Source organism: Streptomyces sp. NPDC102406, assembly GCF_044765725.1.
In the GTDB taxonomy this organism is placed as follows: domain Bacteria; phylum Actinomycetota; class Actinomycetes; order Streptomycetales; family Streptomycetaceae; genus Streptomyces.
In genome coordinates, this window is sequence record NZ_JBIWKP010000003.1 from 762159 (window position 1) to 775374 (window position 13216).

10 protein-coding genes are annotated in these 13216 nt (G+C 71.5%); all 10 read left to right on the forward strand.

The window, feature by feature from the left end; genetic code table 11:
* Window positions 1-4: 4 nt before the first annotated feature.
* Window positions 5-1015: an ABC transporter permease gene (locus tag ACIRF8_RS17360; RefSeq protein ID WP_404215631.1), complete on the forward strand. Its 1011-nt coding sequence runs from the start codon at window positions 5-7 to the stop codon at window positions 1013-1015.
* 29 nt (window positions 1016-1044) lie between these two features.
* The gene (locus ACIRF8_RS17365; protein ID WP_404215633.1) at window positions 1045-2094 is read left to right on the forward strand and encodes a substrate-binding domain-containing protein; all 1050 of its coding nucleotides are present in this window, start codon (window positions 1045-1047) and stop codon (window positions 2092-2094) included.
* Between the two features lie 55 nt (window positions 2095-2149).
* Window positions 2150-3379: a Gfo/Idh/MocA family protein gene (locus ACIRF8_RS17370; RefSeq protein ID WP_404215635.1), complete on the forward strand. Its 1230-nt coding sequence runs from the start codon at window positions 2150-2152 to the stop codon at window positions 3377-3379.
* A 14-nt stretch (window positions 3380-3393) separates the two neighbouring features.
* Window positions 3394-4392, forward strand: coding sequence for a sugar phosphate isomerase/epimerase family protein (locus ACIRF8_RS17375; protein WP_404215637.1), 999 nt, complete (start codon window positions 3394-3396; stop codon window positions 4390-4392).
* Between the two features lie 249 nt (window positions 4393-4641).
* Window positions 4642-8364 carry a ThuA domain-containing protein gene (locus tag ACIRF8_RS17380; RefSeq protein WP_404215640.1) on the forward strand — a complete coding sequence of 1241 codons (3723 nt, stop codon included), beginning with the start codon at window positions 4642-4644 and terminating at the stop codon, window positions 8362-8364.
* Window positions 8365-8542: 178 nt separating this feature from the next.
* A complete protein-coding gene (locus tag ACIRF8_RS17385; protein ID WP_404215642.1) occupies window positions 8543-9718 on the forward strand; it encodes an inositol-3-phosphate synthase in 1176 nt (391 codons plus the stop codon).
* Window positions 9715-10701: an SCO3242 family prenyltransferase gene (locus ACIRF8_RS17390; protein WP_404215644.1), complete on the forward strand. Its 987-nt coding sequence runs from the start codon at window positions 9715-9717 to the stop codon at window positions 10699-10701. Before ACIRF8_RS17385 ends, ACIRF8_RS17390 begins: the two co-directional genes overlap by 4 nt.
* Window positions 10698-11738 (forward strand): sugar phosphate isomerase/epimerase family protein, encoded by a 1041-nt coding sequence (locus ACIRF8_RS17395; RefSeq protein ID WP_404215646.1) that lies wholly within the window; start codon window positions 10698-10700, stop codon window positions 11736-11738. Before ACIRF8_RS17390 ends, ACIRF8_RS17395 begins: the two co-directional genes overlap by 4 nt.
* Window positions 11735-12364, forward strand: coding sequence for an EboA domain-containing protein (locus ACIRF8_RS17400; protein WP_404215648.1), 630 nt, complete (start codon window positions 11735-11737; stop codon window positions 12362-12364). The genes ACIRF8_RS17395 and ACIRF8_RS17400 overlap by 4 nt, the downstream gene beginning before the upstream one ends.
* Window positions 12364-13215, forward strand: a complete 852-nt coding sequence (locus ACIRF8_RS17405) for a TatD family hydrolase (RefSeq protein ID WP_404215650.1) — start codon at window positions 12364-12366, stop codon at window positions 13213-13215. The genes ACIRF8_RS17400 and ACIRF8_RS17405 overlap by 1 nt, the downstream gene beginning before the upstream one ends.
* The last annotated feature ends 1 nt before the right edge of the window (window position 13216 follow it).

Below are 13216 nucleotides of genomic sequence, written 5' to 3' on the forward strand. Positions count from 1 at the left end.
CGCCATGACGCAGCCCGCCACCCCGACCCGCCCGGCGGAGCCCCAGCGCGCCGCGGCCCCCAAGAACGTCAGGGCCGTCCGCCTGGACGTCCGCACCCTCTCCCTGCTCGGCGTCCTCGCCGCCCTCGCCGTCATCGGCGGCATCACCCAGCCCGACTCCTTCCTGGACACCGACAACGTCCAGCTCATCCTCACGCAGGCCTCCGTCATCGGCGTCGTCACCGTCGGCATGACCTTCGTGATGATCTCCGGCGGCATCGACCTCTCCGTCGGCGCGATCGTCGCCCTGGCCAGTTGCTGGGCCACCACGGTCGCGACCCAGGAGTACGGCTTCCTCGGCATCCTGTTCACCGCGATCGTCGTCGGTGTGGCCTGCGGCCTCGTCAACGGTGTCCTCATCGCCTACGGCTCCCTCGTGCCCTTCATCGCCACCCTCGCGATGCTCGCCTCGGGCCGCGGCCTCGCCCTCCAGATCACCGACGGCAAGACGCAGGTGGTCACCGTCGACAGCGTGCTGGAGCTGGGCGAGCGGGACTCCTACATCCTCGGCATCCCGCCGCTGGTCCTCGTCTTCGCCGCCGTCACGGTCATCGGCTGGCTCGCCTTGAACCGCACCACGTTCGGCCGCCGCTCGGTCGCCGTCGGCGGCAACGCGGAAGCCGCCCGGCTCGCCGGCATCGACGTACGCCGTCAGCGCCTGTACCTCTACCTGCTGTCCGGCCTGTGCTGCGGCATCGCCGCGTTCCTGCTGATCGTGCTGGCCGGATCGGGCCAGAACACCAACGGCAACCTGTACGAACTCGACGCCATCGCCGCCGCCATCATCGGCGGCACCCTCCTCACCGGCGGACGCGGCACCATCGTCGGCTCCGTCCTCGGTGTCCTGATCTTCACCACGATCACCAACATCTTCGCGCTGAACAACCTCCAGAGCGACGTCCAGCAGATCGCCAAGGGCGCGATCATCGTCGCCGCGGTCCTGGTCCAGCGACGCACAGCGAACACCCACTCCTGACCTCTCACGCCCCGGGAAGGGACGACGCCATGCCAGAGATCACGAGCCGCAGAGGACTCCTGTTCGGCGCGGCCGCGGCCGTCACCACAGGCGGTCTGCTCACGGCCTGCACCAGCAACGAGCCCAGCGACAAGGGCGACAGCGGCAAGGCCGCCGACCAGCCCGTCGCCGACGACAAGCCCGGCAAGAAGGTCACCATCGGCTTCGCCGGACCGCAGGCCGACCACGGCTGGCTCAACGCCATCAACGAGAACGCCAAGGAGCGGGCCAAGAAGTACTCCGACGTCACCCTCGAAGCCACCGAGGGCTCGAACGACACGGCCGCGCAGATCGGCCAGGTCGAGACCCTCATCAACAAGAAGGTCGACGTCCTCGTCGTCCTGCCCGCCGACGGCAAGGCGCTCACCCAGGTCGGGCTCAAGGCGATGCGCGCCGGCATCCCCGTCGTCAACCTCGACCGCATCTTCAACACCCCGCAGGCCTACCGCTGCTGGGTCGGCGGCGACAACTACGGCATGGGCCTGAGCGCCGGGAACTACATCGGCGAGAAGCTCAAGGACAAGAAGAACGCCAAGGTCATCGAGCTGGCCGGGATCGACAACCTCGAACTCACCAAGCAGCGCACGCAAGGGTTCGACGACGCCCTCAAGAACTACCCGAACATCGAGAAGGTGGCCCGCCAGGCCGCCGACTTCACCGTCGAGTCGGGCCAGGCCAAGATGGCGCAGCTCCTCCAGGCGCAGAAGAGCTTCGACGCCATGTGGAACCACGACGACGACCAGGGCGTGGGCGCCCTGCGCGCCATCGAGCAGGCGGGCCGCGACGGCTTCCTCATGGTCGGCGGCGCGGGCGCGCTCTCCGCGATGCAGGCCATCGAGGCCGACGACAGCGTCCTGAAGGCCACCGTCCTGTACCCGCCCACCATGGCCGCGTCCGCCATCGACCTCGCCCGCGCGCTCGGCCAGGGCAAGGGCATCAGCGGCATGGCCGAGTTCGAGATCCCCGCACACGTGACCCTGTTCTCCGCGGTCGTCGACAAGGACAACGTCGACCAGTACATGCCGACCGGCTTCAAGTGACGGGCGCCGGCACGAGGCACCTGGCGATCACCGCGTGGACGAGGAGGACTTCCGCATGGCAGGCAGCAGCACGGGTACGACGGCTCGGGTTACGGGCGACGACGACGCAGAGGTGAAGCCGACCCTGGGGATCGGCATGGTCGGCTACGCGTTCATGGGCGCCGCCCACTCCCAGGGGTGGCGCACCGTGGGCCGGGTCTTCGACCTGCCGCTCACCCCCCGGCTCGCCGCGGTCTGCGGCCGCGACGGCGCCGCCGTGCGCGCCGCGGCCGACCGGCTCGGCTGGGCCGCCGCCGAGACGGACTGGCGGGTGCTGATCGAGCGTGACGACGTCGACCTCGTCGACATCTGCACGCCCGGCGACAGCCACGCCGAGATCGCCGTCGCGGCGCTCGAAGCGGGCAAACACGTGCTGTGCGAGAAGCCGCTGGCCAACTCCGTCGAGGAGGCCGAGGCGATGACCGAGGTCGCCCAGCAGGCGGCCGAACGCGGACTCGTCGCCATGACGGGATTCAACTACCGGCGGGTGCCCGCCATCGCGCTCGCCCGCCGCATGGTCGCGGAGGGCCGCGTCGGCACCCTGCGGCACGTGCGCGTCAGCTACCTCCAGGACTGGCTCGTCGACCCCTCCTTCCCGCTGACCTGGCGGCTCCAGAAGCGGTACGCCGGCTCGGGCGCGCTCGGCGACCTGGGCGCGCACGCCGTCGACGTCGCCCAGTACCTCGCGGGCGAGCCGGTGGCGGGCGTCTCGGCTCTCACCGAGACCTTCGTCCGCGAGCGCCCCGTCCCGGACGGCGCGTCGAGCGGGCTCACGGCCACCGGGGGAGGGGGGGTCGGCCAGGTCACCGTCGACGACGCGGCCCTGTTCACCGGCCGCTTCGCCTCCGGCGCCCTCGCCTCCTTCGAGGCGACCCGCTTCGCGACCGGCCGCAAGAACGCGCTGAAGGTCGAACTCAACGGCGAGCGCGGCTCCTTGGCCTTCGACCTGGAGCGCCTCAACGAGCTGTTCTTCCACGACCACACGGAACCCGGCGTCAGCGCGGGCTTCCGCCGCATCCTCGTCACCGAACCCGAGCACCCCTACCTGGCGGCATGGTGGCCGCCGGGCCACGGCCTCGGCTACGAGCACACCTTCGTCCACCAGGCCCGCGATCTCGTCCACGCCGTCGCCGAACGCACCGCGCCGACACCGTCGTTCGCCGACGGGCTCCAGGTGCAGCGCGTCCTCGCCGCGGTCGAGGAGAGCGCGGCGAAGAACTCCGTCTACACCCCCGTCCAGGCTTGAGGAGGCTGACGACCGTGCCACGCCAGTTCACCCTGTTCACCGGTCAATGGGCGGACCTGCCGCTCGAAGAGGTCTGCCGCCTGGCCCGCGACTTCGGCTACGACGGCCTCGAACTCGCTTGCTGGGGCGACCACTTCGAGGTCGACAAGGCGCTCGCCGACCCCGACTATGTCAAGGGGCGCCACGCGCTGCTCGACAAGTACGGCCTCAAGTGCTGGGCCGTCTCCAACCACCTGGTCGGCCAGGCCGTCTGCGACGCCATCATCGACGAGCGGCACGAGGCGATCCTGCCCGCCCGCATCTGGGGCGACGGCGAGGCCGAGGGCGTACGGCAGCGGGCCGCCGCCGAGATCAAGGACACGGCCCGCGCCGCGGCGGCCCTCGGGGTCGACACCGTCATCGGCTTCACCGGCTCCTCGATCTGGCACCTGGTCGCCATGTTCCCGCCGGCCCCCGAGGCGATGATCGAACGCGGCTACGAGGACTTCGCCGCGCGCTGGAACCCGATCCTCGACGTGTTCGACGCGGAGGGCGTGCGCTTCGCCCACGAGGTCCACCCGAGCGAGATCGCGTACGACTACTGGACGACGCACAAGGCACTGGAGGCGGTCGGCCACCGCCCGGCCTTCGGCCTCAACTTCGACCCCTCCCATTTCGTGTGGCAGGACCTGGACCCGGTCGGTTTCCTGTGGGACTTCCGCGACCGCATCTACCACGTGGACTGCAAGGAGGCCCGGCGCCGCCTCGACGGCCGCAACGGGCGCCTCGGCTCCCATCTGCCCTGGGGCGACCCGCGCCGCGGCTGGGACTTCGTCTCCGTGGGCCACGGCGACGTGCCCTGGGAGGACGTCTTCCGGATGCTCCGCTCGATCGACTACCAGGGGCCGATCTCGGTGGAGTGGGAGGACGCCGGCATGGACCGCCTCCAGGGCGCTCCGGAGGCACTCAGCCACCTGCGCACGCTCGATTTCGAACCGCCGAGCGCGTCCTTCGACGCCGCGTTCAACAGGTGAACGACTCCAGGGACCGTCTCTGGACCGTCTTTGTCCTGCGTTGGGAAAAAGCTCAACCAAAGCCGACGCAAGGGGTGTTCGCACCGGACGAACGCGGCTACGGTCCCTGGAGCATCACCGAAATGCCACCGACACACCACTGAATCGTTGAAGTCACACGCATCTCCGGGGTGACGGCGCACCCCGGCGCCCGCACCGCACGTCTTCGCACCCGTTCCGTACGGCCCACCCCGTTCCCGGAGGGACTTCGTGCACAGAAGCAGAAGCAAAGGCAGTACCACCCGGCGTTCCAGACTCCGCACCACGCTCGCCGTGCTCACCGGCTCCGTGCTGGTCGGCTCGTCGCTCGTGCTGGCGGCGCCCGGCACGGCCGGCGCGCACCCGGAACCCGACGCGCCCGCCGCCGACGCCGACTTCCAGCAGGTCACCCTCGCCAAGGGTGCCGACGAGACCGGCGAACCCATGTCGCTGGCCGTCCTCCCCGATCGCAGTGTCCTGCACACCTCGCGCGACGGCACCCTGCGCCTGACCGACGCGGGCGGCTCCACCTCCGTCGCCGGCAAGCTCGACGTGTACAGCCACGACGAGGAGGGCCTCCAGGGCGTCGGCGTCGACCCGGGATTCAAGGACAACCGGTTCATCTACCTCTTCTACGCACCGCCGCTGAACACCCCGGCCGGTGACGCCCCGGAGACCGGCACCGCCGCCGACTTCGCCAAGTTCGACGGCGTGAACCGCCTCGCCCGCTTCGTCCTCAAGGAGGACGGCACCCTCGACAAGGCCAGCGAGAAGAACATCCTTGAGGTCAAGACCTCGCGCGGCACGTGCTGTCACGTCGGCGGCGACATCGACTTCGACGCCGACGGCAACCTGTACCTGTCGACCGGCGACGACACCAACCCCTTCGCCTCCGACGGTTTCAGCCCCCTCGACGAGCGCGCGGAGCGCAACCCGGCCTTCGACGCGCAGCGCAGCTCCGGCAACACCAACGACCTGCGCGGCAAGGTGCTCCGCATCAAGGTGAAGGCGGACGGCAGCTACGACATCCCCGCCGGCAACCTCTTCGCGCCCGGCACCGAGAAGACCCGCCCCGAGATCTACGCGATGGGCTTCCGCAACCCGTTCCGCATCAGCGTCGACAAGCCCACCGGCACCGTCTACGTCGGTGACTACGGGCCGGACGCCGGTGCCGCCGACCCCAAGCGGGGACCGGCCGGACAGGTCGAGTTCGCCAAGATCACCAAGGCGGCCAACTTCGGCTGGCCGTACTGCACCGGCGCCAACGACGCCTACGTCGACTACGACTTCGCCACCAAGGTGTCCGGCGCCGCCTTCGACTGCGACGCGCCGAAGAACACGTCGCCGAACAACACGGGCCTCACCGATCTGCCGCCGGCCCAGCCCGCCTGGATCCCGTACGACAACGCCTCCGTGCCCGAGTTCGGTTCCGGCTCCGAGTCGCCGATGGCGGGCCCGGTCTACCGCTACGACGCGAACCTCGACTCCCCGGTGAAGTTCCCCGAGGAGTACGACGGCGACTTCTTCGCCGGTGAGTTCGGCCGCCAGTGGATCAAGCGGATCGAGCAGGACGGCTCCGGGAACGTCTCGAAGATCAACGACTTCCCGTGGTCCGGCACCCAGGTCATGGACAGCGCCTTCGGTCCCGACGGCGCGCTCTACGTCCTCGACTACGGCCTCTCCTGGTTCGGCGGCGACGAGCACTCGGCGCTGTACCGCATCGAGAACGCCACCGGAGGCCACTCGCCGATCGTCGAGGCCAAGGCCACCAGGACGTCCGGCCAGTCGCCCCTGCGCACCACGTTCACGGCGACCGGCACCGACGCCGACAACGACCCGATCACGTACGCCTGGGACTTCGGCGACGGCACCAAGGGCACCGGCGCGAACCCCAGCCACACGTACCGCACGGACGGCACGTACGTGGTGACGGTCACCGGCTCCGACGGGACCGGACGCACCGGCTCCGCCAACGTCCGCATCGTCGTCGGCAACACCGCCCCGTCGGTGAAGTTCCAGAACCCGCCGAACGGCGCGCTGTTCAAGTTCGGCGACACCATCCCCTTCAAGGTCGCGGTGAGCGACCCGGAGGACGGCACGATCGACTGCTCCAAGGTCACCGTGCGCTACCTCCTCGGGCACGACAACCACGCCCACGCCATCACCTCGGCCAACGGCTGCGAAGGCACCATCACCGCGCCCGCCGACGCCGAGCACGACCCGAACGCCAACATCTACGGCGTGCTCGACGCCGAGTACACCGACGGCGGCGGAGGGGGCCAGGCCCCCCTCACCACCCACGACCAGGTCCAGCTCCAGCCGCGCCACCGCCAGGCCGAGCACTACACCAAGCAGCAGGGCACCACGCTCCAGAACAAGACCCAGGCCAACGGCGGCCGGACCGTCGGCGACATCCACGACGGCGACTGGATCTCCTTCAGCCCCTACAACCTCACCGGAGCCAAGAAGCTCACCGCCCGGATCTCCTCCGGCGGCGCGGGCGGCTTCCTCGAGGTACGCGCCGGATCGGCGACCGGCACCCTCCTCGGCTCCACCACGGTCCCGGTGACCGGCGGCTGGGACACGTTCCAGAACGTCGACGTGCCGCTGCGCAACGTCCCGAGGAAGACCACCGATCTGTACCTCGTCTTCAAGGGCGGTGCCGGCGCGCTCTATGACATCGACGACTTCGAGATCAGCGGCGAGCCCCCGGTGAAGGGCGCCAAACGGGTCCTCGTCTTCTCCAAGACGGGCGGCTTCCGCCACGACGCGATCCCCGAGGGCGTCGCGGCCCTGAAGCAACTCGGCGCGAGCAGCGACATCACCGTCGACGCCACCGAGTCCGCCGCCCAGTTCACCACCAACAACCTCGCCCGCTACGACGCGGTCGTCTTCATGTCGACCACGGGTGACGTCCTCAATGACGCCCAGCAGAAGGCGTTCGAGGAGTTCATCGCCAAGGGCGGCGGCTACATGGGCGTCCACGCCGCGGCCGACACCGAGTACGACTGGCCGTACTACGGCAACCTCGTCGGCGCCTACTTCGACTCCCACCCGGCCATCCAGAAGGCCACCGTGCGCGTCGAGGACTCCGCCAACCCGGCCACCGCCCACCTCGGCAAGGCCTGGGAGCGCACCGACGAGCTGTACAACTACCGCACCAACCCGCGCGACAAGGTGCACGTCCTCGCCTCGCTGGACGAGACGACGTACCAGGGCGGCACCATGAAGGGCGACCACCCGATCGCCTGGTGCCAGAGCTACGGCGGCGGTCGCTCCTTCTACACCGGCCTCGGCCACACCAAGGAGTCCTACGCGGACGACGCCTTCCGCGCCCACCTGCTCGGCGGCCTGAAGTACGCCAGCGGCCAGGCCAAGGCGGACTGCAAGCCGAGCAAGGACTACCGGCCGATCTTCAACGGCCAGTCCCTCGACGGCTGGAAGCAGGCCGGCCCGGGCAAGTTCGTCGTCAAGGACGGCACCCTGGAGTCCGAGGGCGGCATGGGCCTCCTCTGGTACCAGGCCAAGGAGCTGAAGTCGTACTCGCTCAAGCTCGACTGGAAGATGCGCGGCGACGACAACTCCGGTGTCTTCGTGGGCTTCCCCGCCTCCGACGACCCCTGGTCCGCGGTGAACAAGGGCTACGAGATCCAGATCGACGCCACGGACGCGGCGGACCGCACCACGGGTTCCGTCTACACGTTCAAGGCGGCGAACATCAAGGCCCGTGACCAGGTCCTGCGCCCGCCGGGTCAGTGGAACTCCTACGAGATCAAGGTCCAGGGCGAACGCCTCCAGGTGTTCCTCAACGGAGTCAAGATCAACGACTTCACCAACAAGGACCCCGAGCGGAGCCTGACCGACGGCTACATCGGCATCCAGAACCACGGCGCCGACGACCACGTCACCTACCGCGACATCCAGCTCAAGGAACTGCCCACCACGGGCGACTAGAACGACGGCGGGCGGAGGACGCCGGACCTCCGCCCGCCGTCCCACCCGGCATGCCGGTTCCCTCCGCATGCCGGTCCCACCAGCCGTACCAGTCCCACCAGTCGCACCGGTTCCACCGGCCACATCCGGCACCCGTATCGCGTACGACCCCGGTTCGTGTTCGACAAGGAGGCTGCCCATGTCCGCCGAACCGTCCACCCCTTCCCCCCTCTCCTCCCCCTCCCCGTCCTCCTCTTCCCCGGCCCCGCGCTTCGGTGTCTGGCTCGTCGGAGCACGCGGCTCCGTCGCCACCACCGCCGTCGCGGGCTGCGCCGCCGTCGCCGCTGGCCTGCACCCACCGACCGGCATGGTCACCGAGACCGCCCCCTTCGCGGACGCGGGTCTGCCAACGTTGTCCTCGCTCGTCTTCGGCGGCCACGACACCGTCGACTGCCCGCTGCCCAAACGCGCCGAACAACTCGCCGCCGGCGGTGTCCTGCCGCACGGCCTGCCCTCGGCCGTCGCCGCCGAACTCGCCGCCGCCGACCGCCGGATCAGACCCGGTGGCCCCCTGCCCGGCCGCGACGACGGCCGCACACAGGACGAGCTGATCACCACCTTCGCCACCGACATACGCGACTTCGTACGCGACCAGGGCCTCGCGGGCGCCGTCGTCGTGAACGTCGCCTCGACCGAACCCGCACCCGAGGCCGACGGGCTCCTGCCGCCCAGCTCCCTCTACGCCGCCGCCGCCCTGCGCGCCGACTGCCCGTACGTCAACTTCACCCCCTCCACGGGCCTGCACCACCCGGCGCTCGCCGCCGCGGCCGAAGCCGCCTCCGTCCCCTACGCGGGCCGCGACGGCAAGACCGGACAAACCCTCCTGCGCTCCGTACTCGGCCCGATGTTCCTGCAACGCGCCCTCGCCGTACGCGCCTGGTCCGGCACCAACCTCCTGGGCGGCGGCGACGGCGCCGCCCTCGCCGACCCCGCCGCTGCCGCCGCCAAGAACGCCGGCAAGGAACGCGTCCTCGTCGACACCCTCGGCGCCGCCCCCCAGGGCGAGGTCCACATCGACGACGTGCCCGCACTCGGCGACTGGAAGACCGCCTGGGACCACATCGCCTTCGACGGCTTCCTCGGCGCCCGCATGGTCCTGCAGACCACCTGGCAGGGCTGCGACTCGGCCCTCGCCGCACCCCTCGTCCTCGACCTGGCGCGGCTGCTGCTGCGCGCGGCCGAGACCGGACTGACCGGCCCGCGCCCGGAACTCGGGTTCTACTTCAAGGACCCGGACGGCGACTCCTCGTCGGCGCTCGGCGAGCAGTTCGCCGCGCTGGTGGACTTCGCCCAGCGGCTGCGAGACGCGCGATGAGCCGCGGGCGACGACGCGCCTGGGCCGAACTCCTGCGCCTGCCCGCCCTGTTCACCGTCCCCGGCGACGCCCTCGCGGGTGCCGCCGCGGTCGGCGCCCGCCCCGGTCGCGGCACCCTCCTCGCCCTCGGCTCCTCCCTGTGCCTGTACGAGGCGGGCATGGCGCTCAACGACTGGGCGGACCGCGCCGAGGACGCCGTCGACCGCCCCCACCGCCCGATCCCCTCGGGACGGATCCGCCCGGCCGCGGCGCTCGTCGCCGCCGGCGCGTTCACCGCGGCGGGCCTGGGGCTGGCGTGCCGCGCCGGTCGTGTCCCGGGAGCGCTGGGCGCGGCGCTCGCGGCCACGGTCTGGGCGTACGACCTGGGCCTGAAACGAACACCCGCCGGACCGCTGGCCATGGGCGCGGCCAGGGGCCTGGACCTCCTGCTGGGCGCCGCCGCCTCCCGCGCCGCCGCCTCCCGCGCCGCCGGAACCGGTGCCGCCTTCGCCGGTGCCGCCTTCGCCGGTGCCGAGACCGCCGGTGCCGAGACCGCCGGTGGCGGTACGAGCCTCAGGCCCATCGGGGCGCTCCGGGCCGCCGTGCCCTCCGCGCTGACCCTCGCCACGCACACCGCCGCCGTGACGACGGTGTCCCGCAACGAGACGACCGGCGGCACACCGGCCGCCCCCGCGGCGGCCCTCACCACCACAGCCGCCCTGACCGTGCACCTCCTCAAGCTCCCGGTGGGCCGAGGCGCAGCAGCCCCCCTCGGCCTGCCGGGTCCCACCGCATACGCCGCCACCGCCGTCCGCCCCCTCCTCCACGCCACCCTGAACCCGTCCCCGCCACTGACCCAACGCGCCGTCGGCGCCGGAATCCGCGCCATGATCCCGCTCCAGGCGGCCCTGTCCGCCCGCGCGGGATCCCCGGCCACGGCCCTGACCACCGCCGCCCTCGCCCCCTTGGCCCGCCGCTTCGCGAGGAAGGTGAGCGTGACATGAGCCCTCACGCACCGCGGAACACCCGGAGCGGTACGCCGAGCAGCGCCCCGGGCGGTGCTTCGGGTGGTGCTTCGGGTGGTGCTTCGGGTGGTGCTCCTAGCAGCGCCGCGCCTGACAGCACCCCGAGCAGCCCGCACACCGCCCCCCTCCCCGCCGGCCGCACCGCCCCCGCCTCCGCTGGCCGCACCGCCCCCCGCTGGGGCTACGGCACCAACGGCCTCACCGACCTTCGGCTCGACGACGCCCTCGCTCTCCTCGCCGACCTCGGTTACGACGGTGTGGGTCTCACCCTCGACCACATGCACCTGGATCCGCTGGCCCCGGACCTCGCGGCCCGCACCCGCCAGGTGGCCCGCACCCTGGAGCGGCACCACCTCACGGCGACCGTGGAGACCGGCGCCCGCTATGTCCTCGACCCGCGCCGCAAACACGGCCCCTCCCTTCTCGATCCCGACCCGGACGCCCGCGCGGCCCGCACCCGGCTGCTCGTCCGTGCCGTGCGGGTCGGCGCGGACCTGGGCGCCCACGCGGTGCACTGCTTCAGCGGCATCACCCCCGACGGCACCGACCCGGACACCGCGTGGAAGCGCCTGACCGAAGAACTCGGGGCGGTCGTGGAGGTCGCCACCGACGCCGGAGTCCCCCTCGCCATCGAGCCCGAACCCGGTCACCTTCTGGCGACGCTCGCCGACTTCCACCGCCTGCGCCGTGCCCTCGGCAGCCCAGGCGCCCTGGGCCTCACCCTCGACATCGGGCACTGCCAGTGCCTGGAACCGGACCCGCCGGCCGCATGCGTCCGCGCGGCGGCGCCCTGGCTGCGGCACGTCCAGATCGAGGACATGCGCCGCGGCGTCCACGAACACCTGCCGTTCGGCGACGGGGAGATCGACTTCCCACCGGTGCTCGACGCGCTCGCCGCCACCGGCTACCAGGGCCTGACCGTGGTCGAACTGCCCCGGCACTCCCACGCGGGCCCCGAACTGGCCGCCCGCTCCCTGGAGTTCCTCCGAGCAGCAGCACGAGGAGGCAGCGCATGACCCGCCCCACCACCATCGCGGCACTCCGCGCCCATCTCAACACGGCGCTGACCGGCGCCGCCCGCGCCTGGCTCGACCAGGCCCTCGCCGAAGCGGCGGCACACACCGGGCCGCGCGACGAACACGCCCCACCCGTATGGGAGCTGCGGTTCGCCGAGGCCGGTCGCCGCACCGGCCAGGACCACGCCGACGCCACCCGCGTCCTCCTGCTGCACGCGGCCCGCGCCGACACGGCCACCCTCACCCGCCTGTACGCGCAGGGCACCGCCGCCGAACGCCGCGCCGTCCTGGAGGCGCTGCCCCACCTCGTACCGGGCCCCGACGGCCTGCCCCTCGTCGAGGACGCGCTGCGCACCAACGACACCCGGCTCGTCGCCGCCGCCGTCGGACCGTACGGCGCCGAGCACCTGCCCGCCCACGACTGGCGGCACGCCGTCCTCAAATGCCTGTTCACCGGCGTCTCCGTGAACGCCGTCGCCGAGCTCGGCCGGCGCGCCGACGGGGACACCGAACTCGCCCGCATGCTCGACGACTTCGCCCAGGAGCGCACCGCCGCGGGCCGGCCCGTCCCCGAGGACCTGCACCGCGTACTCACCCTGACGGCACCCGTGAAGGAGGAGTCCTGATGCGCATCTTCGACCCCCACATCCACATGACGTCGCGCACCACCGACGACTACGAGGCCATGTACGCGGCCGGGGTCCGCGCCCTCGTCGAACCCTCCTTCTGGCTCGGTCAGCCCCGCACCTCGCCCGCCTCCTTCTTCGACTACTTCGACGCGCTCCTCGGCTGGGAGCCCTTCCGCGCCGCCCAGTACGGCATCGCGCACCACTGCACGATCGCCCTCAACCCCAAGGAGGCCAACGACCCGCGCTGCACCCCCGTCCTGGACGCGCTGCCGCGCTACCTCGTCAAGGACAACGTCGTCGCGGTCGGCGAGATCGGCTACGACTCCATGACCCCGGCCGAGGACACGGCCCTCGCCGTCCAACTGCAACTCGCCGCCGACCACGGGCTGCCCGCCCTCGTCCACACCCCGCACCGCGACAAACTCGCCGGACTGCGCCGCACCCTCGACGTGGTCCGCGAGTCCGCGCTCCCCGTCGACCACGTCCTGGTCGACCACCTCAACGAGACCACCGTCAAGGAGGCCAAGGACGCCGGGAGCTGGCTCGGCTTCTCCGTCTACCCGGACACCAAGATGGACGAGGACCGCATGGTCGAGATCCTGCGCCTCTACGGGGCCGAGAAGGTGCTCGTGAACTCGGCGGCCGACTGGGGCAGGAGCGATCCCCTCAAGACCCGCAAGGTCGCCGACGCGATGCTCGCCGCGGGCTTCACCGACGACGACGTCGACCAGGTCCTGTGGCGCAACCCGGTCGCCTTCTACGGCCTGAGCGGTCGACTCCAACTCGATGCGGTCACGCCCCGGGAAGCCACCCACGAGGGCAACTCCATCCTGCGCGGGGGAGCGTGAC

Bases quoted from the DNA above. Each gene is read 5' to 3' on its own strand.
- ACIRF8_RS17395 (WP_404215646.1), top strand. From the start codon at position 10,698: ATGAGCCCTCACGCACCGCGGAACACCCGGAGCGGTACGCCGAGCAGC.
- ACIRF8_RS17405 (WP_404215650.1), top strand. From the start codon at position 12,364: ATGCGCATCTTCGACCCCCACATCCACATGACGTCGCGCACCACCGAC.
- ACIRF8_RS17385 (WP_404215642.1), top strand. From the start codon at position 8,543: ATGTCCGCCGAACCGTCCACCCCTTCCCCCCTCTCCTCCCCCTCCCCG.
- ACIRF8_RS17365 (WP_404215633.1), top strand. From the start codon at position 1,045: ATGCCAGAGATCACGAGCCGCAGAGGACTCCTGTTCGGCGCGGCCGCG.
- ACIRF8_RS17360 (WP_404215631.1), top strand. From the start codon at position 5: ATGACGCAGCCCGCCACCCCGACCCGCCCGGCGGAGCCCCAGCGCGCC.
- ACIRF8_RS17400 (WP_404215648.1), top strand. From the start codon at position 11,735: ATGACCCGCCCCACCACCATCGCGGCACTCCGCGCCCATCTCAACACG.
- ACIRF8_RS17390 (WP_404215644.1), top strand. From the start codon at position 9,715: ATGAGCCGCGGGCGACGACGCGCCTGGGCCGAACTCCTGCGCCTGCCC.
- ACIRF8_RS17370 (WP_404215635.1), top strand. From the start codon at position 2,150: ATGGCAGGCAGCAGCACGGGTACGACGGCTCGGGTTACGGGCGACGAC.